The following is a 17,579-nucleotide window of genomic DNA, read 5'->3' as shown; positions in this document are numbered from 1 at the left end:
CACAGTATCCGGAGACGTTGCACCATGACTCAAACCGCCTACCGCGCCCAGCTTCTGACCTTCCGCGACGATCCCGCGCACGCCGCCGATGGCGCGGTCTTCGACGAAGACGGCCTTCTGATCGTCGAAGACGGCCGCGTGGTCGCGGCAGGCGCCTACGCGGCACTGCGCACGCGCCTCGCGCCCGACGCGATCGTGAAGACGATGCGCGACAAGCTGATCGTGCCGGGCTTCATCGATTCGCACATCCACTATCCGCAGACGGACATGATCGCGTCGCCTGCGCCGGGCCTCTTGCCGTGGCTGAACACGTACACGTTCCCGACCGAGCGCGCGTTCGCCGATCCGGCGCATGCGCGGCAGACGGCGCGCTTCTTCCTCGACGAACTGCTCGCCTGCGGCACGACAACCGCGCTCGTGTATTGCACGGTGCATAAGGAATCCGCCGACGCGTTCTTCGCCGAGAGCGAGTCGCGCAACCTGCGAATGGTCGCGGGCAAGGTGCTGATGGATCGCAACTGCCCCGAGTTCCTACGCGACACCGCGCAGTCCGGCTACGACGACAGCGCCGAGCTGATCGCACGCTGGCACAACCGCGGACGCCAGCAGTACGCGCTGACGCCGCGTTTCGCGCCGACCTCGACCGAGGCGCAGCTTGAAGCGTGCGGCGTCCTCGCGCGCGCGCACGAGGACGTGTTCATCCAGAGCCACGTCGCGGAGAACACCGACGAGATCAAGTGGGTCGAAAGCCTCTTTCCGGGCCACCGCAGCTATCTCGCCATCTACGATCACTACAGCCTCTTGCGCCGCCGCGCGGTGTACGGCCACTGCATCTATCTCGACGACGCCGACCGCCAGCGTATGGCCGAAACGGGCGCGGTGGCGTCGCATTGCCCGACGTCGAACCTGTTTCTCGGCAGCGGCCTCTTCGACTTCGACAAGGCGGGAGCCGCGAACATGCCGGTGGCGCTCGCGACCGACGTGGGTGGCGGCACGTCGTTCTCGATGCTGCAGACGATGAACGAAGCGCACAAGATTGCGCGCCTCACGGGCCATCACCTCACCGCGACGCGCATGTTCTGGCTTTCGACGACGGGCGCAGCGAAGGTGCTCGATCTCGACGACCGTATCGGGACGCTCGCGCCCGGCAGTGAAGCGGACTTCGCGGTGCTCGATCCGGCCGGTACGCCGCTGCTCGCGCGCCGCACGTCGCGCGCCGAGTCGCTCGAAGAACTGCTGTTTGCATTCGCATTACTCGGCGACGATCGCGCCGTGTTCGAAACGTATGCTGCCGGCAACTGCGTGCATCGGCGCGATGCGCGCAGGAGTTCAGCGCTGGAACTTGCCGCGTAATTCGCATCGAGCCGGCTTGAAACAAAAGGCGCCTGGGGATAGCACCGGGCGCCTTACCCGGTTCAATCGGCCGGAGCGGGGGGAGGGGTTGAGTCGAGCGGAGGCATGGGCTGCTCGGCGACCGACATGAACGGTTTGAGTTCAGGCTTGAACATAGCAAGGCTGTTCAGAATGGCGACGCCGAACCGTCGCGCAAATTCATCGTCGATACGATGTTCGAAGTCGGCCAGACATACCGGCACCGCAACACCGGTAAGTAGCGGAAGCAGCTTAGTATCTTCGATCACCTGGAAGATGATTTCCTCGCGATCGACGTCGTAATAAACGGCTATCGAGCTGGGGCGGTATTTTGTAGTCATATCGGGCGTGTAAATCCCATGCAGATGTTGTAGTTGTAGCGTGCTTTCTCGACGCAAGCCTGAATTCCCGGATAGCCGCCCATTGCCTTGCCGACCGAGTAGCAAAGATCCATATCTCGTTCCCAGAGATACATACATTCGGCCTGTTCAGCCGGTGAGACGCCGCGAACGGCAATGTCCACAGCCTCGCCAGACAGAATACCCTCGCCCAACTCGAACGGCGGCGCATCGCCGAGCGGCGTCGCGCCGGATTCGTCGCTGATCTCGTCGATATGAATCGTCTTGCCGCCAGGTCGACAGGTCGGGCAGACCATATCTGGAAACCCAGCCAGCCTGCGCAAATACCGGCAATGTACCGACCGGGTCCATCAGCACCGCCGCGTGCATGAACTGCTGATTGATGGCGTCGTTCATGGCCTCGATTTCGGGCCATGGCGTCGCGTTCGCCTCCAACTCCGCGATCTGCGCCCGCTACCGTTCCTGTACGCTCGCGTAGCGTGGGGGATCATAGTTATCGACGCCCCAGAACTCCGACTGCAGGCGCGATTGCGGCGCGACCAACCCACCGCGAGGCTCGGGTGCACGCTCGACGATGTACACATCCCCTTTACGCACGGAACGCCGCAGCGCTGCGAGTGTGTGATGCGCATTGCCCTTGGGATAGTACGGGAATGAGGCAACGAGAAAATCTTCGACGCACTTTACGAGTTCGGCGTTGCGTTCCCATATATCGGGATAAACCGCGTCGAGCATCTTGCGCCCCGCGTCGGCGGCGGCTTTCTTTTCTGGATCGGGGTCAGTGAGCGAACCCATGCGATAGTCGTTCGCGAGGTCCATCGTGTAGCGGCACCCACCATAGTGCGTCAGCAATGCCATCATTCGTTATCCGAAATAATTGCAACGACGAAACACTAACGCATGCTCCGCAAGACCCGTCCCAAAATTAATCGCCTGACATTTGCGCTCGTGTGTGGGGTGATGTTCGGAACACGGCAATTTCTTGTGCGCGCGCCGATTCAGCACGCTTTGCAGCTTGACGCTACAGTTGAGTTTTCCACTTCGCCACGCGCGTCATGAAGCAGCCAGCACGGACCGTTCGCCTTGCAGTGTCGACGCTCGTCGCCGCACTGCCCGCGCTTTCGCACGCCCATGCCCTCGACGCCCAGCTCGACTGCAAATCGAACGCACATGCGTTCATCGCGCCGCTTCTGCAACAGAATCTGATCGAAGAAAAACCGATGCGCGTCGAGAAGAACTCGGTCAATGCGTTTCGACCGGCGAAGGGAATCGAGTTGACCGCGTACGAATTTCGCGTCTATGCGGTGGTCGGCTATCAGAAAGACGATCCGATCTTCAAGCAGGGAACTGGCGAGCCGATTGCCGATTCGGCGTATGGCGCGGTCGTGGTCGGCCTCGACAGCGCAGTGGAAGCGAAGGTGCGCGCGGCGGGCAGCGACGCCGTGGTGCATCACGTCGCGCCCTTCATAACCGCGATCTTCTGCAACCAGGACTAACGGGACAGACGCGCCTGCAGCCGCGCACGCACGTCTTCGGGCGTGATCGACGGGCGCGGCAGGTCGCCCGGCGTGCCAGTCTTGATCGACAGCCGCGCGAACCGCACACCGTCGACGTCCCTCGCTTCGAACAGACGGTCGATCACGCCGATGTCGTCGCCATCGAGCGCGAGCGCGTAGCCGCATGCCGAAGCGATCGACGCGAAATCGACGCCGCGCGATACCGTCGCCTGCCCGCCCGTCGATTCGTGCGCGCCGTTGTCGAGCAGAAGATGAACGAGGTTCGCGGGACCGTATGCGCCGAGCGTCGCGAAGACACCCATGCGCATGAGCGCGGCGCCGTCGCCGTCGAGCGCGATCACGCGCAGGTCGGGCCGCGACAGCGCCAGGCCGAGCGCCATCGGCGTGACGCAGCCCATCGAACCGACGAGATACAACTGGTTCTCGCGATCGTCGATGGCGTAAAGTTCGCGGCCGCAGAAGCCCGTCGACGCGAGCACGACGGTGGAATGCGCGGGCGTTTGCGCGATCACGCGCTGCAAGGCGTCGTGACGCGTCACGCGCTCGCCTTCGAAGCGCTCGACCTGCGCACGCTCGGCACGTTCATGCACGCCAGCGAGACCGGTCTTTTTCAACGCGTAAGGCGCGACGCTGCCCTTCTGCATCACGAGTGCGTAGGGGCGGCCCGTGCTGTCCATGTGTGCGGTTGCACGGCCGAGCGCCGGACCGATCGCGCCGGCTTCCGTTGGAAACAGCTCCCACGGAATTTCCATCGTGTCGAGCATCGCTGGCGTGACCGGGCCCATCAGCGCGTGCTGCGGCTCGTCGGCGACGCCCGGCTGGCCGCGCCACGTCACGATCAGCAATTGCGGCAGACGAAACGTCCACGTGAGCGACGTCAGCGGACTTACCGCGTTGCCGAGGCCTGAGTTCTGCATCATCGCGATGCCGCGCCGGCTTTTATATTCGCCCGACGCGCCGAGCGAAACGCCCGCGATCAGCGCGACTGCATCGCCCTCGTTCGCCGCCGACACGTAATGCAGCGTCTCGTCCTGCAGCACGTAGTTGATGAACGGCGTGAGGAACGAACACGGCACGCCGGCATACCAGTCGAAGCCGCGCTCGCGCGCCGCCTCGACGAACTGGGCGGCCTCAATCACGCGCGCCCTCCGCGAGTGCCGCGCCGCCCGTTCCATACGGCGACTGCGCGTGCGCGAAGTCGCCGGCGCGGCGGAAGTCGTCGAGATCGTTGACGCCGCGCCAGTGTCCGTGCACGTACTGCACTTCGATTTTTTCGCCCGCTTCAACCAGCGCGTTAAGCAGCGCGGCCATGTCGAGCTTGTTGAAATCGTCGCGTTGCTGGAGCCGGGCGAGCGTTGCGAGCAGGCGCTCGCGTGCATCGCCGCGCACGTTGAGCAAGCCCATCCAGCGGCCTTGCGGAGCGCGGGCGTCGCTTGCTTCGCCAGCCGCGCTCGTCACGCTTTCGAGCCACACTTTCTGGCCGAACAGCGCGCGGTCGTCGGCAGTCGAGCAATACGCGAAGTCGGTTGCGGTTGCGCCTGCCTGCGGCGTCTGCGACGAATCGACCACGACGCAGAAGTCGCTGTCCGATTCCACCAGGTCGCGCAGGATGTAGCTGCGAAACAGCAAGTCGCCGTAAGAGATCACGGTGTCGCCGGTGAAGGCCTTTGCGGCGCAGGCGAGCGAAGCCAGTTCGCCCGTCTTGTCATGCGCTTCGTTGACCACGAGCCGGATGCCCGACGTATCGATCGCGTCCGCGCGGTAGCCGCCGACCACGGTGATCTCGTTGATGCCTTCCTTCTTGAACGCCTCGACGAGATGGCGCAAGAGCGGCTTGCCCGCGACCGGCAACATGACCTTCGGACGGTCGGCGGTGACGGCTTCGAGGCCCGCGCCGCGGCTCGCCGCAAGCACCACCGCGCTTCTCGCCGCATTCGACGCCGACAGGTACACGCTCTCGGCCGCCGAATATTCATCGGCGTCCTGCAGGCGGAAGATTTCATTGACCGCCGCGATGCGGTCTTCCACGTTCACGAGCGTCTCGCTTTCGTGGATCTCCTTCGCGATCGCCTGCATCGCCGAGGTGGCGCCGCGGATCAGGTGATTCGCCCAGATCACGGTGCTGATGCCCGCTTGCCGGAAGGCGTCGGTCGGCGTGCTGTAGTACTTCGTCGGCACGATGACGAGCGGCCCGCGCCCCGCCCATTCTCGCGCGAAGGTCAGGATCTCGTCAGGCTTGGACAGCTTGCTGTGAATCAGGATCGCATCGGCGCCCGCCTGGCGATACGCCTCCGCGCGCCGCAGCGCCTCTTCCATGCCCCAACCCGCAATCAGCGCCTCGACGCGCGCGACGATGGAAAAATTCGGATCGCTCTGCGAATCCTTGCCGGCCTTGATCTTGCCGCAGAATTCGTCGATGTCGGCGAGCGGCTGTGCTTCGCCGTTGATGAAGCTGTTGGTCTTCGGGAACTGCTTGTCCTCGATGCATACGCCCGCGATCCCCCGCTGCTCCAGCTTCTTCACGAGCCGCCGCACGTTGTTGAAGTTGCCGTAGCCGGTGTCGCCGTCGAGCAGGATCGGGAGGTCGCTCGCGTCGGCCATAAATTCGAGCATGTCGACGACCTGCGTCCAGCTCGCTTCGTTGTTGTCTCGCACGCCGAACTGCGCCGAGATCGCGAGGCCCGAGCCCCAGATCGCCTTGAAGCCCGCTTCCTTCACGATGCGCGCCGACAAGCCGTTGTGCGCCTCCATCATGAATTCGAGGCGATTGCTCTGCAGCATCTCGCGCAGGCGCATCGTGCGCGAGAATCCGGCGGGAAGGTGTCCTGGTGCGTTCATCGCAATACTCCGGCAAGCTGGTTCAGTTGCGGCAGCACTTCGTCGGCTGCGCGCTTCACGTCATTCTGGAAGTCGATTTCGATCCACGGCGCGCCGGTCACGTCGGCGATGTCGAACGTCTGCCTGCGCTCCTGCAGCAGGTCGCGCACCGCTTCTTCGTGCGGCAGGTTCGCGCGGCCCGTTGCGACATATTCCGCGACGATTTCCGCGAGACGTCTTGCCGCGCGCTCGTCGAAGCGGAAGAAGCCGACCGATTCGCCGATCGTGTCGAATTTGAGGCCTGCCACAACCTGCTTGCGCAATTCGACGGGCACGCCGTCGTCGATGCACAGCTTCACCGGCTCGTCGCCCGCTTCGAAGTCGCGGTCGATCAAAAGGCGGTTCACCTGCGCATGGGGGTTCGCGACGAGCGGGTCGAGCACGCGCTCGTCGTAGAGCACGTCGGCGTCCATCAGGAGCACGTCGCCGCCGCGCGTGAGCGCGTCGGCCGCGGTGTGCACGGACAGCACGCTGCCGAGCGAGAACTCGTCGTTCACGACAACTTCGGTCGACGGCTTCCAGTCGATCGAATCCAGTTCGGCCTCGACCATCTCATGCTTGAAACCGAGCACGAAGACGATCTGGTCGACACCCGCCGCCTTCAGCAATTGCAGATGGCGTTCGAGCAGCGATGCATCGCCGAAACGCAACAGGCACTTCGGCTTTTGCTGCCCCTCCGGCTGGACGAGGCGCAAGCCCATCCCGGCCGCAAGAATAATTGCGCGCATTCTTGTTATCCCTTCGAGGATGATTCAGTCGATCTCCGGCACGCGCGCGAGACGGCGACGCTGCCAGCCCTTTTCAACGAAATGCAGATAGACGATGCCCGGCACGCCGAGCAGAAGCTCGCGCGCGCGTTTTGCGAGCGAGAGCGCAAGCGCCGCTTCCGGCGGCAGGCCAACTAGGCGCGCGAGCAGCAGATAACCGCCCTCCTGCACACCTAGCGAACCGGGAATCGCGAAGGCCGCGCCGCGGATCGCCTGACCGAGGCTTTCGAGGATCAGCGCGTCGGTCCAGTCGACCGGATGGCCGATCAGACGCAGCGTGAGCCACACTTCCCCCGTGCCGACGATCCAGCCGACGAGGCTCAGCGCAAAACTCGCCGCGACCTTGCCGCGCTCGCGATACATCTCGTGGACGGCGGCGTCGACGGCTTCGGCGCGCGTGACGAGCGACGACCAGTCGCGCTTCGCGGAGAAGCGCGCGGCAACCGAAGACGCAAAACGCATCGTGCGACCGAAGAGACCGCGCCGCTGCGCCAGATAGAAGCCGAAGATCAGCGCGCCGATCACGACGATCACGATCAGCACGGCATTGCGCACGCCCGTGCCCGAGCCGCTGCCGAGCAGCGCGACGCCGATCAGCGCGAACACCAGTTGCGCGATGGTCTGCATCGTCGTGCTGACGGTGATGACGGCGGCGGCATCGCGCGCGCGCATGCCGCGTTGCGCGAGATAGCGGACCATCAGCATCGGACCGCCGATCTGTCCGGCGGGCATCAGGCTATTGACCGACTCGCCGCTCCAGCGCGCGAGCACGGCGTCGCGCAATGTCACGTCGCGGTCGCGCTTGCCAAACAGCACGCTGATGGCGCCCGCGTCGAGCACGACCGGCAACAGGTGAAATGCCGCGACCGCGACGAGGCCCCAGCCGGCGGCCGCAAGCGTCGACGCCACCGAGCCGAAGCCTTGCCAGCCGATCAGCGCGACGAACAACACGACGCCGATCGAGAGCATGACGGTGCCGGCGCGGCTCATACGCTTCCGTTCTTGCCGGCTTTGCGGCGAAAGACCTGCCCGAAGCCGAAATAGGCGATCGAATCCTTCATGTTCGAGATGAAGCGCTGCCACGGCCGCATGTTCGGATTCGTCACGTATTCGAACGTGAGGGAGACGCGCATTTCGTTCGCCTTGAGCGGCGTGATGCGATGGCGCAGTTTGTCGCCGTCGAAGAAGACGAGCGCGCCCGGCGGATATTGCACGGAGCCCGGTTCGTCGGGAACCTCGGGATTGTGCGTGTGCAGTTCGTAGTCGAGCCGGCAGGACGAATCGTCGATCACGCCGAGCAGCATCGTGTAGCGGCGGCCTTCGTAATAGGACGTGTCGTAGTGCCAGCCGATATGGTCGCCCGGGCGCGTGTAGAAATAGAGCGCGTAGGCGTGCGGATCGTCGGCGGGCGAGAGTTGCAGTTTGTCGCCGCTGATCGTTTCGAGCCACTTGATGAGCGCTTCCGAGCGGTACAGATCGGCGATGAACGGCGCCAGCTTGTCGATCGCGTGGCGGCTCACGCTGCCGCCCTGCTTGTGGCCCGGCAGGTAGTTGCGGTTCACGGCCGGCGTCACCGCGTGGACGGCGTCGATCAGCCGTTCGGTGTAGTCGCGCGGCAGGAAGTCTTCCAGATAGAGAAAACTGCCCTGCTTGTCGAAGGATTCGTGCAGTTGCGCGGTTTTGAGTTCTCGCAGGCGCGCATTGAGCGTCGCATCGATCTCGCGCGCGGAGGGCGTCGCGACCCGGGCCGCGGGTGCGCGCGCGGCGCTTCGATCCAAGGTTTCCGTCGACGGATTGGCTGCCTGGTTCATCGTGCTGTCTGAAAGTCCTTGCCGTCGGTGTCTTTCGCGTGCGCCGAGCCCTTCCTGCGAAGGGCCGCCTGACGCATCACGCGCTGATGATCGAGCGCGACCCATGCGGCGAAGAGCGGCGCGCCGATCGAGGCCGCGATCAGGAACGGCGTCATGCCGTTCACGACGGTGATGAGCGGAAGAAGATAAAGCACGTCTTCGGTCTCGAAGCCGGCCATCGATGCCTGTTTCGTGCCGTCCTTGCCGACCATCGACTCGATGCGCATGCGCAAATAGAAGATCAGCGCGACGGCAATGCCCGCGATGCCGCCGAGCCATTCGGCCGGCACGATCATCGACGGATGATGCACGCCGACATAAAAGCCGAGTCCAAGGAAGAGCAGCACGGTCACGAGCGCGTCGCACGCGAGATCGTAAAAATGACCGATTTTGCTCGATTTCCCGCTGATGCGCGCGAGTTCGCCGTCGGTGTGATCGACGAAATTGGACAGCGCGATCAGCAATGCGCCGAGCGTGCAGATCCAGAACTGGCCGAGCGACAGGTAATAGGCACCGCCGAGCCCGATCAGAAGGCGCAGCGAGGTGAGATGGTTGGGTGTGACAGGGGTGCCAACGAGCGGAGTAACCAGGCGGCGGGCAAGCCGCGCGTCCCATGTGGCGGGCTCTGGAACGGCTCGAGGCTGGGTCGGACTTGATTTTGTCATGAACGCGAATATATCCCGATTCCGGCGGGCGTGCATATTCGCGGATGGCACAGTGGACGCGCTTCGCCACGTGCCGGAAGCGCTCGCGCCGGGCTTCGAATGGAGCATGGGATTATCGCAGTCTGGCGCCGCCGCGTCCTTGCCCGGCGGCAAAAATTACGGCCCAGCTGCGTGCGCGCTTACTCTACCGCTTTCGGCGGGGGCGCTCCGCTGCCCGGTGCGACCGCGCGTTCGTTGGCACCGGCCACGGCTTCGTTCGTCGCGCCGCCACTGCCGTCGATCGGAATCTTCACCGTGCGCACAGTGCCGTTGCCGAGCGGGAAGTCGGCGAGCGCGCTCTGGATCAGGAAGGGCATCGCGCGAATCAGCGACGCTTCGCCGCCCGAGTTCATCGCGGTCACCTTGTAGACCTCGCGCCCGCTCGCGCGATCGGTCATGCGGATCTGCAACGCGTGCACGTAGATCGGAAAGGTCTGGTCGACGTAGCTCGCCGGGCCCGGCCCCCACGGCCCGTACGGTCCCCACCCGCCCCACGGCCCCCAGTACGGGCGCCCGTAGGGACCGTACATCGGCCACGGATCGTAATAGACCGGCTGGCGCACCGTCATGACGTCGCCGCGGATCGAATAGGCGAGCTCCACCTTGTAGCGCGCGCTCGCTTCGGGCGCGGCCCGGAACGAATACTTCGACAACTCGTTGGCCACCTGCGCTTCGTACGTCGACTGCTCGATGCTGTTCTGCTGCTCGGGCGAGCGTGCGAACGCATAGGTACGGGTCGCGTCGGTGCCCGTCCAGTCCGAGAATGCCGTGACCTGCGTCTGGACGTAGGTCGTGCAGCCGGCGAGCCAGAGGGCGACGAGCGCCAGCGCGGCGCGAACGACACTCGTCCAGCGATCGAACTTCATAGTCGTCCTCATTTCGTTGTGCGTGTTTCTTTAGTTATAGGAAGTGTTGCGGCGTCCCGCACGCCGTCGCACTCCGCGACATTTCGCGCGAGACCGGCAGATCTTGCTGAAGATAGGGACCGCCGTCGATCCCTGAAAGTTCTTCGCTGGTCATCCGGCCGATCCGTGGCCGGACCCATGATCGGCCGAGGCTTTGTACAATGGTCCGAACCAGGGCCGCCAACGGGCGGCGCCATTCACCCTTACAGAGCCGCCATGTCCAATTCGATTGACTCCGCGACTGAAACCGCGACCGCCCCTGCCGTGATACGCCGCGCAGACTACGCGCCGCCCGCGTTTCTCATAGATTCGGTCGCGCTCGAGTTCGACCTCGTACCCGAACGCACGCTCGTCAGAAGCACGCTGCGCGTGCGCCGCAACCCGGACGCGATCGTCGACGGCAATCCCGCGCCGCGCCTCGCCCTGACGGGCGAGCAACTCGAATTCGTGCGCGCTTCGGTAAACGGCCGCCCGCACGAAGACGTCCGCACAAGTGATAACGAACTGTCGATCGGCACTATTCCCGACGAATTCGAGCTCGGAATCGAAAATATCTGCAATCCGGCCGCGAACACCACGCTTTCGGGACTTTATGTTTCGAGCGGCAACTTCTTTACGCAGTGCGAGGCCGAAGGCTTCCGCCGCATCACGTATTTCCTCGACCGGCCCGACGTGATGTCCACCTACACGGTGACGCTGCGCGCGGACAAGGCGGCGTATCCGGTGCTGCTGTCGAACGGCAACCTGATCGAGGAAGGCGACCTGCCCGACGGCCGCCATTTCGCGAAATGGGAAGATCCGTTCAAGAAGCCGAGCTATCTGTTCGCGCTCGTCGCGGGCAAGCTCGTCGCGATCGAAGAGCGGATCACGAGCGGTTCGGGCAAGGAAAAGCTGTTGCAGGTGTGGGTCGAGCCGCACGATCTCGACAAGACGCGCCACGCGATGGATTCGTTGATTCATTCGATCCGCTGGGACGAAAAGCGTTTCGGCCTGGAACTGGACCTCGACCGTTTCATGATCGTCGCCGTGAGCGACTTCAACATGGGCGCGATGGAGAACAAGGGGCTCAACATCTTCAACACGAAGTACGTGCTGGCGAACCCCGAAACCGCGACCGATACCGACTTTTTCAACATCGAATCGGTGGTCGGCCATGAGTATTTCCACAACTGGACGGGAAATCGCGTCACCTGCCGCGACTGGTTCCAGTTGAGCCTGAAAGAGGGCCTGACGGTTTTCCGCGACCAGGAATTCTCCGCCGACATGGCCGCCGGCGACTCGCCCGGCGCCGCGAGCGAAGCCGCGCGCGCAACGCGGCGCATCGAGGACGTGCGAGTGCTGCGCCAGATGCAGTTCGCCGAGGATGCCGGCCCGATGGCGCATCCGGTTCGACCGGAGAGTTACGTCGAGATCAACAACTTCTACACGATGACCGTCTATGAGAAAGGTTCGGAAGTCGTGCGGATGTATCAGACGCTTTTCGGACGCGACGGCTTCAGGCGCGGCATGGACCTGTATTTCGAGCGGCACGACGGCCAGGCCGTGACCTGCGACGATTTCCGCCACGCCATGGCCGACGCGAACAATCGCGATCTCGCGCAATACGAGCGCTGGTACAGCCAGGCGGGCACGCCGCGCGTGACCGTGCGCACCGCCTACGACGCCGCAGCGAAGCGTTACACCGTGACGCTCGCGCAAGGCTACGGCGAGGCGTCCGAAGCTTCGCGCGCGACGCAGCAGGGGCCGCTCCTGATTCCGTTCGCGATCGGTCTGATCGGCGGCAAGGGTTCGGACCTGCCGCTCGAGCTCGAAGGCGAAAAAGAGCCGCAAGGCACGACACGCGTGCTCGAACTGACCGAACGCGAACAGTCCTTTACGTTCGTCAACGTCGCCGAAAAGCCGCTCCCGTCGCTGTTGCGCAATTTTTCGGCGCCGGTGATCGTCGAATACGACTATACGAACGAGCAGTTGGCCTTCCTGCTCGCGAACGACAGCGACCCGTTCAACCGCTGGGAAGCCGGCCAGCGGCTCGCCACGCGCGAACTGCTCGCGCTCGCCGCCCGCGCCGCGAAGGGCGAAACGCTCGCGCTTGACGATCAGGTCGTCGCGGCTTTCGAACAGGTGCTCGACGATCCGTCACTGTCGCCGGCGTTCCGCGAACTGGCGCTGATGCTGCCGTCGGAAAGCTATCTCGCCGAGCAGATGACCGTTTCCGACCCGGCGGCGGTCCACGCGGCGCGCGTGTTCGTCAGCCGCCGACTCGCGACCGCCCTGCGCGACAAGTGGCTCGCGATCTATGAGGCGAACCGCACGCCGGGCGAATACCGTCCGACGCCTGAAGACGCCGGCAAGCGCGGCCTCAAGAATCTCGCCCTCGCCTATCTGAGCCAGCTCGACGATCCCGCCGAAGCCGTGCGCCTCGCGCGCGCCCAGTACGACGGCGCGGACAACATGACGGACCGCTCGGCGGCGCTTTCGGCGCTTCTGACGGCGAGCGCATCGCCGAACGGCGGGGCGTCGGCCGCTGACACCGCACTCGCCGATTTCTACCAGCGCTTCGACGACGAGGCGCTCGTGATCGACAAATGGTTCGCGTTGCAGGCGACGCAGCGCGGCGGCCCGAACCGCAAGGTGATCGAGATCGTGCGCAAGCTGATGCAGCATCCGGCGTTCACGCTGAAGAATCCGAACCGGGCGCGGTCGCTGATTTTCAGCTTCTGCAGCGGCAACCCGGCCCAGTTCCACGCCGCCGACGGCTCCGGCTACGCGTTCTGGGCGGAACAGGTGATTGCGCTCGATTCGCTGAATCCGCAGGTCGCGGCTCGCCTCGCTCGCGGACTCGAACTGTGGCGGCGATTCACGCCGGGGTTGCGGGAGAAGATGCACGGCGCATTGACCGAAGTCGCGTCGAAAGTGAAGTCGCGCGACGTGCGGGAGATCGTGGAAAAGGCGCTCGCCTGATCCGGCGAGGCTTCAGGGCCTGCGGAAACCGGCTGGTTTCCGCAGGCTAATGATCCGGCGCGCATGGCCGGCGCAGGGTCAAGCGTCGGGCGGCACGCTGTGGCGTTGGCGCGAACGTTTCCCGACTGACACGGGGCTGAAGTCCCGAGCGGGTAGAATCGGGGAATTCGTCAAACGCTCGTGGAGCCAAGCATGTCCATATCTCGTCGCACTACGCTGACCAAGTATCTGATCGAGCAGCAGCGCGAACATCAGAACCTTCCCGCCGACCTGCGTCTTCTGATCGAAGTTGTCGCGCGGGCCTGCAAGCAGATCAGCTTCCAGGTGAGCAAGGGTGCGCTCGGCGAAGCGCTCGGCAGCGCCGGCAGCGAAAACGTGCAGGGCGAAGTCCAGAAGAAGCTCGACATCCTCTCGAACGAGATCCTGCTCGAAGCCAACGAGTGGGGCGGCAACCTGGCCGCCATGGCATCGGAGGAAATGGAAAAGATTTTCCCGATCCCGAACCGCTATCCGAAGGGCAATTATCTGCTGACGTTCGACCCGCTCGATGGCTCGTCGAACATCGACGTCAACGTTTCGATCGGCACGATCTTCTCGGTGCTGCGCTGCCCCGACGACACCGAACCGACGGAACAGGCGTTCCTGCAGCCCGGCTCGGCGCAGGTCGCGGCGGGGTACGCGGTGTACGGTCCGCAAACCGTGCTGGTGCTGACGACGGGCAACGGCGTGAACTGCTTCACGCTCGACCGGGAACTGGGCTCGTGGGTACTCACGCAAAGCGACATGCGGATTCCGGTCGAAACGCGCGAATACGCGATCAATGCGTCGAACAGCCGTCACTGGTATCCGCCGGTGCAGCAGTATATCGACGAGCTGAATCAGGGCAGCGACGGTCCGCGCAAGGACGATTTCAACATGCGCTGGATCGCGTCGATGGTCGCCGATGTGCATCGGATCCTGAACCGCGGCGGCATCTTCATGTATCCCGCCGACAAGCGCACGCCGGATCGACCGGGCAAGCTGCGTCTGATGTACGAAGCGAACCCGATGGCTTTCATCGTCGAGCAGGCGGGCGGAGCGGCAACGAACGGCGAGAAGCGTATTCTCGACATCCAGCCGCAGAGCCTTCATGAACGCGTGCCGGTCTTCCTCGGATCGAAGAGCGAAGTGGATCGGGTGACCCGATATCATCTCGAAAAGAAAATTTGATCGGGGTATTGCCAAACCCGGAAAAGGGTATCTATAATCTCGTTTCCCTGATGCCGGAATAGCTCAGACGGTAGAGCAGCGCATTCGTAATGCGAAGGTCGGGGGTTCGATTCCTCTTTCCGGCACCAAGCTTCATACAAAAAACCCGCGTGGTCGCAGACCACGCGGGTTTTTTCATTTCACCCTCTTCGCCCGTCCCAGCCCGCCTCTGCGCCGCCTCGTTCTCAGCGACCGATGTCGTCGAATGACAAATACATGGTGTTTTTAATACGCACGATTCGTTCGAATTGCGGTGCGAATTGCAATTCTCCTGCTCTATGTGCGTTTCCACACAACTGAATAATTATTCCCCCTCGGGCGATATTACGTCAACGATGGTTTCCCGCTATCGTTATAAGTATGGAGTGAACGTTAAAGTGCTATTGCAGCGCGTCATCCGGTAGCGCCGAACCGCTGTACAGCAGGCGCAGCAACGCCACGCCGCAGCAAGCAAGGCGCACAAAGTACCGGCTAGCGTTGAAAACCGGTAAATCAGTCGATTTGATTTTTTGCAGGGCGGATTTCACGAACGGTCATGCGCTTATTTTCGGTGGTCGGATTTACTTTCGGACACCTCAAGTAATGCTGCGACGTTCCGATAAAGCAACAAAGGAACTTGGAAATGTTCCTGTAGTGCAATCGACGCGGACAGCCGGGTCGAGTCTGAAATCGAGCTACAAGGAGAGAAATCATGGACGCCAAGCCGACGAAAATTCCGACACCCGACAAAGTGCGTTGTCCGGATCCGGAACCGGTCGGGGTCGAGTTCCTGGCTGCCGAACTGCCGGAGCACGTTCGCGCGTTTTTCGACGAGCAGCGCAATCTGCGCGAGTCGAAATAAACGCCGCAGACGGGAACGCCCGCCATCACCGCGTATTCGACGCCTCGTGAAGGAACGCGCTCGCGGACCTCGCGAATCATTCATGGCTCACGCCAGGCGCCGCTGCACCTGATCGCGCCAAAGTCGCGCGACTCGGTCGCGAGTCGCGCGTAATCCTGCGCGGCGGGCAAACGGAACGCTGAGTTATGCTGGCGCTTTTCGGCCGTCCGACCCGTCGCATGCATCCAACGTCTAGTTTCTCCGCCACAGTCCGAAATCGCCGAGTCCGCGCACTCGCCGCCCTCGCCTCCTTGTTGCTCGGCTGCATCGGCACGGCCCACGCCGACGGCGACGACGCTCCGCTCACCAGCCTCGTCGCGCTGACGTCGCAGCGGCTCGCGCTTGCCGAACCGGTCGCCCGATGGAAGTGGGCCCGTCACGAACCCATCACCGATGAACCGCGCGAAGCGGCCCTGCTTGCAGGCGTCGAACAAAAGGCGCTGGCGGCGGGCGTCGATCCGGCATTCGCGCAACGCTTTTTCCGCGACCAGATCGAGGCGAGCAAGGACGTGCAGAACGCGCTCTTTGCCAACTGGCGCGCAGCGCGCCCGCCCGAAGGATCGCCGCCTGATCTCGCCGCTGACACCCGCCCGAAGCTCGATGGCCTCACGCAGTCGCTGATCGCTGCACTCGCGCGCGTCGAGCCGATTCGCCACGCCGCTGATTGCCCGTTGCGACTCGCCGACAGCGTCGCGCGATGGAAACACCTCACGCGCTACGACGCCGCACTCAACGCGCCTTTGTCGCGCGCGCTGTCGCATGTGTGCGCGGCGGGCGGCGTCGGGGCGGTCGGATAGTAGAAGCCTGCAAAATCAGTCGACAGCCGCCATCGCGGCGAGCGGCACGAACGCGAGACCACGCGCGAGCCGCTCGTTGAGAATTCGGTAGGTCGACAATTCGAAACCGGTCGCCGGCAATTGCGCACGCAACGCCGCCGCATCGGCGGGCGTCGCGGCGGAGCCGAAGTACTGCCACTGGTCGACGACATGCCACGCGTGCAGGCCCGTACCCGGATCGCGCTCCTCGATTGCGATCGGGCCCGGATAGGGCCAGACTGCGCCGCGCGCGTCATCGCGCCGGTCGCGCACCGGGCGATTGTGCGGCGGCCGCAAGCGCGCCACCGACTTCGCTTCGGCGAGCAACGCGCCGATCTCGCCACCGGTGGCCGTCCATTCGACGTGCCGCACGAGCGCCGCGAGCCGCAGGTCTTTCGACGACCGGCGCGCGCCCGTGAGATGCGACCGCACGCGCTGCCGCAAGCGCACGCTTCTGCCGACGAAGAGCGGCACGTCGTTCTCGCCATAGAACACGTAGATGCCGCAGCCCGCCGGAATCCGCTCGATCGTGTCCTCGTCGATGTCACCGGCCAGGCGAAAGCGTCGCGTGACTTTCTCCATATGTCCGCGCAGCACATCCGAAGCATGCGCGCGGTGCAGGTGCTGCCAGAACTGCCAGAGCAGATCCGCGTCGGCGAGTGCGCGGTGGCGCGCTGACGGCACGAGCGCGTGCCGCTCGACGAGCGCATCGAGACCGTGTCGCGTTTCCGACGGGTAGACCGCGCGCGAGAGCTGGACCGTGCACAGCACGTCGGGCTGGAACTTGAACCCGACCCGCTTGAACTCGCCGCGCAGAAAACCGTGGTCGAAATGCGCGTTGTGAGCGATGAACAGCCGGCCGTTCATCCGCTCGAAGAGGTTCGCGGCGAGTTCGTCGAAGGTGGGGGCGTCGCGCACCATTGAGTCGGTGATGCCGGTCAGGTTCTGGATGAACGACGGAATCGGCTTCAGCGGGTTGACGAGCGTGCTCCACTGCGTCACGCCGGACGGACCTGCTTCGACGATCCCGATTTCCGTGATGCGATCGATACCGAGCGAGCCGCCGGTCGTCTCGAGATCGACGAAAACGACGGGGTCCGCGGGAAAGTGATTGACGGGAAACGGAGGGAGAGCGTGCATCGCGATAAATGAGGGCGCGGCGTTCAGCAACCCTGGGGTGGGCTGAAGAAGCTCATGCGCGTGAAGATGCGGACATTTTAGCCCAGCCACGCTATGCGGACGACTTCATCCAATTCCCGATGCGCAATTGCAATCCCGATTTTGAGGCAGATTAAAAATCCCGAATCGACTTGGCATTTACCCCA

At 63.9% G+C, this 17,579-nt stretch carries 18 protein-coding genes and 1 tRNA gene; 7 read left to right on the top strand and 12 right to left on the bottom strand.

The window, feature by feature from the left end:
- The first annotated feature begins 24 nt into the window (after nucleotides 1–24).
- Entirely contained in the window at nucleotides 25–1,353 is a 1,329-nt protein-coding gene (gene guaD, locus AWB81_RS09505) for a guanine deaminase (protein WP_062634528.1), read from the top strand.
- Between the two features lie 62 nt (nucleotides 1,354–1,415).
- On the opposite strand, the gene AWB81_RS09500 is transcribed toward guaD, so the two are convergent.
- The 3 genes from AWB81_RS09500 to AWB81_RS09490 form a co-directional block, all read right to left on the bottom strand.
- The gene (locus AWB81_RS09500) at nucleotides 1,416–1,712 is read right to left on the bottom strand and encodes a hypothetical protein (protein WP_062634526.1); all 297 of its coding nucleotides are present in this window, start codon (nucleotides 1,710–1,712) and stop codon (nucleotides 1,416–1,418) included.
- Nucleotides 1,709–2,026: a hypothetical protein gene (locus AWB81_RS09495; protein ID WP_062634524.1), complete on the bottom strand. Its 318-nt coding sequence runs from the start codon at nucleotides 2,024–2,026 to the stop codon at nucleotides 1,709–1,711. Before AWB81_RS09495 ends, AWB81_RS09500 begins: the two co-directional genes overlap by 4 nt.
- Before the next feature lie 157 nt (nucleotides 2,027–2,183).
- The gene (locus tag AWB81_RS09490; RefSeq protein WP_062634522.1) at nucleotides 2,184–2,591 is read right to left on the bottom strand and encodes a hypothetical protein; all 408 of its coding nucleotides are present in this window, start codon (nucleotides 2,589–2,591) and stop codon (nucleotides 2,184–2,186) included.
- A 194-nt stretch (nucleotides 2,592–2,785) separates the two neighbouring features.
- On the opposite strand from AWB81_RS09490, the gene AWB81_RS09485 reads away from it, so the two are divergent.
- Entirely contained in the window at nucleotides 2,786–3,226 is a 441-nt protein-coding gene (locus AWB81_RS09485; RefSeq protein WP_062634520.1) for a hypothetical protein, read from the top strand.
- On the opposite strand, the gene aepY is transcribed toward AWB81_RS09485, so the two are convergent.
- The 7 genes from aepY to AWB81_RS09450 all read right to left on the bottom strand — a co-directional run bounded on the left by aepY (nucleotide 3,223) and on the right by AWB81_RS09450 (nucleotide 10,311).
- Nucleotides 3,223–4,386: a phosphonopyruvate decarboxylase gene (aepY, locus tag AWB81_RS09480; RefSeq protein WP_062634720.1), complete on the bottom strand. Its 1,164-nt coding sequence runs from the start codon at nucleotides 4,384–4,386 to the stop codon at nucleotides 3,223–3,225. The two genes, AWB81_RS09485 and aepY, sit on opposite strands and share 4 nt — an antisense overlap.
- A complete protein-coding gene (gene aepX / locus AWB81_RS09475) occupies nucleotides 4,379–6,085 on the bottom strand; it encodes a phosphoenolpyruvate mutase (RefSeq protein WP_062634517.1) in 1,707 nt (568 codons plus the stop codon). The genes aepY and aepX overlap by 8 nt, the downstream gene beginning before the upstream one ends.
- On the bottom strand, nucleotides 6,082–6,852 hold the full coding sequence (locus tag AWB81_RS09470) for a phosphocholine cytidylyltransferase family protein (RefSeq protein ID WP_062634515.1): 771 nt from the start codon (nucleotides 6,850–6,852) through the stop codon (nucleotides 6,082–6,084). Before AWB81_RS09470 ends, aepX begins: the two co-directional genes overlap by 4 nt.
- Nucleotides 6,853–6,876: 24 nt before the next feature.
- Nucleotides 6,877–7,881, bottom strand: coding sequence for a flippase-like domain-containing protein (locus tag AWB81_RS09465; protein WP_062634513.1), 1,005 nt, complete (start codon nucleotides 7,879–7,881; stop codon nucleotides 6,877–6,879).
- Nucleotides 7,878–8,702: a HalD/BesD family halogenase gene (locus AWB81_RS09460; protein WP_062634511.1), complete on the bottom strand. Its 825-nt coding sequence runs from the start codon at nucleotides 8,700–8,702 to the stop codon at nucleotides 7,878–7,880. Before AWB81_RS09460 ends, AWB81_RS09465 begins: the two co-directional genes overlap by 4 nt.
- Nucleotides 8,699–9,406, bottom strand: a complete 708-nt coding sequence (locus AWB81_RS09455; RefSeq protein WP_062634718.1) for a CDP-alcohol phosphatidyltransferase family protein — start codon at nucleotides 9,404–9,406, stop codon at nucleotides 8,699–8,701. The genes AWB81_RS09460 and AWB81_RS09455 overlap by 4 nt, the downstream gene beginning before the upstream one ends.
- A 179-nt stretch (nucleotides 9,407–9,585) precedes the next feature.
- Nucleotides 9,586–10,311 (bottom strand): DUF4136 domain-containing protein, encoded by a 726-nt coding sequence (locus AWB81_RS09450; RefSeq protein WP_062634509.1) that lies wholly within the window; start codon nucleotides 10,309–10,311, stop codon nucleotides 9,586–9,588.
- A gap of 255 nt (nucleotides 10,312–10,566) precedes the next feature.
- On the opposite strand from AWB81_RS09450, the gene pepN reads away from it, so the two are divergent.
- From pepN to AWB81_RS09435, 3 genes are all read left to right on the top strand, one after another.
- A complete protein-coding gene (gene pepN, locus AWB81_RS09445; RefSeq protein WP_062634507.1) occupies nucleotides 10,567–13,311 on the top strand; it encodes an aminopeptidase N in 2,745 nt (914 codons plus the stop codon).
- Nucleotides 13,312–13,503: 192 nt separating this feature from the next.
- Nucleotides 13,504–14,520: a class 1 fructose-bisphosphatase gene (locus tag AWB81_RS09440; protein ID WP_062634505.1), complete on the top strand. Its 1,017-nt coding sequence runs from the start codon at nucleotides 13,504–13,506 to the stop codon at nucleotides 14,518–14,520.
- Between the two features lie 52 nt (nucleotides 14,521–14,572).
- Nucleotides 14,573–14,648 (top strand) — tRNA-Thr (locus AWB81_RS09435).
- A 291-nt stretch (nucleotides 14,649–14,939) separates the two neighbouring features.
- Here the strand turns inward: AWB81_RS09435 and AWB81_RS45655 are convergent.
- Complete coding sequence (locus tag AWB81_RS45655; protein ID WP_159938865.1) at nucleotides 14,940–15,086, bottom strand: hypothetical protein; 147 nt, start codon at nucleotides 15,084–15,086, stop codon at nucleotides 14,940–14,942.
- A gap of 164 nt (nucleotides 15,087–15,250) precedes the next feature.
- On the opposite strand from AWB81_RS45655, the gene AWB81_RS46405 reads away from it, so the two are divergent.
- Both AWB81_RS46405 and AWB81_RS09430 read left to right on the top strand, forming a co-directional pair.
- Entirely contained in the window at nucleotides 15,251–15,400 is a 150-nt protein-coding gene (locus tag AWB81_RS46405) for a hypothetical protein (protein ID WP_165829947.1), read from the top strand.
- Nucleotides 15,401–15,618: 218 nt separating this feature from the next.
- Nucleotides 15,619–16,236 carry a chorismate mutase gene (locus tag AWB81_RS09430; RefSeq protein ID WP_062634716.1) on the top strand — a complete coding sequence of 206 codons (618 nt, stop codon included), beginning with the start codon at nucleotides 15,619–15,621 and terminating at the stop codon, nucleotides 16,234–16,236.
- 15 nt (nucleotides 16,237–16,251) lie between these two features.
- Here the strand turns inward: AWB81_RS09430 and AWB81_RS09425 are convergent, their stop codons facing one another.
- Nucleotides 16,252–17,394, bottom strand: coding sequence for an exonuclease domain-containing protein (locus AWB81_RS09425; RefSeq protein WP_062634714.1), 1,143 nt, complete (start codon nucleotides 17,392–17,394; stop codon nucleotides 16,252–16,254).
- Between the last annotated feature and the right edge of the window lie 185 nt (nucleotides 17,395–17,579).

The sequence above is a fragment of the Caballeronia arationis genome (assembly GCF_001544975.2).
Lineage (GTDB): Bacteria > Pseudomonadota > Gammaproteobacteria > Burkholderiales > Burkholderiaceae > Caballeronia > Caballeronia arationis.
This window is presented reverse-complemented; position numbering and strand designations above follow the sequence as displayed.

Excerpts from the sequence above, each read along its gene's own strand:
- guaD (WP_062634528.1), top strand. The coding sequence starts at position 25 with ATGACTCAAACCGCCTACCGCGCCCAGCTTCTGACCTTCCGCGACGAT.
- AWB81_RS09500 (WP_062634526.1), bottom strand. The coding sequence starts at position 1,712 with ATGACTACAAAATACCGCCCCAGCTCGATAGCCGTTTATTACGACGTC.
- AWB81_RS09495 (WP_062634524.1), bottom strand. The coding sequence starts at position 2,026 with ATGGTCTGCCCGACCTGTCGACCTGGCGGCAAGACGATTCATATCGAC.
- AWB81_RS09490 (WP_062634522.1), bottom strand. The coding sequence starts at position 2,591 with ATGATGGCATTGCTGACGCACTATGGTGGGTGCCGCTACACGATGGAC.
- AWB81_RS09485 (WP_062634520.1), top strand. The coding sequence starts at position 2,786 with ATGAAGCAGCCAGCACGGACCGTTCGCCTTGCAGTGTCGACGCTCGTC.
- aepX (WP_062634517.1), bottom strand. The coding sequence starts at position 6,085 with ATGAACGCACCAGGACACCTTCCCGCCGGATTCTCGCGCACGATGCGC.
- AWB81_RS09470 (WP_062634515.1), bottom strand. The coding sequence starts at position 6,852 with ATGCGCGCAATTATTCTTGCGGCCGGGATGGGCTTGCGCCTCGTCCAG.
- AWB81_RS09465 (WP_062634513.1), bottom strand. The coding sequence starts at position 7,881 with ATGAGCCGCGCCGGCACCGTCATGCTCTCGATCGGCGTCGTGTTGTTC.
- AWB81_RS09460 (WP_062634511.1), bottom strand. The coding sequence starts at position 8,702 with ATGAACCAGGCAGCCAATCCGTCGACGGAAACCTTGGATCGAAGCGCC.
- AWB81_RS09455 (WP_062634718.1), bottom strand. The coding sequence starts at position 9,406 with ATGACAAAATCAAGTCCGACCCAGCCTCGAGCCGTTCCAGAGCCCGCC.
- AWB81_RS09450 (WP_062634509.1), bottom strand. The coding sequence starts at position 10,311 with ATGAAGTTCGATCGCTGGACGAGTGTCGTTCGCGCCGCGCTGGCGCTC.
- pepN (WP_062634507.1), top strand. The coding sequence starts at position 10,567 with ATGTCCAATTCGATTGACTCCGCGACTGAAACCGCGACCGCCCCTGCC.
- AWB81_RS09440 (WP_062634505.1), top strand. The coding sequence starts at position 13,504 with ATGTCCATATCTCGTCGCACTACGCTGACCAAGTATCTGATCGAGCAG.
- AWB81_RS46405 (WP_165829947.1), top strand. The coding sequence starts at position 15,251 with ATGGACGCCAAGCCGACGAAAATTCCGACACCCGACAAAGTGCGTTGT.
- AWB81_RS09430 (WP_062634716.1), top strand. The coding sequence starts at position 15,619 with ATGCATCCAACGTCTAGTTTCTCCGCCACAGTCCGAAATCGCCGAGTC.
- AWB81_RS09425 (WP_062634714.1), bottom strand. The coding sequence starts at position 17,394 with ATGCACGCTCTCCCTCCGTTTCCCGTCAATCACTTTCCCGCGGACCCC.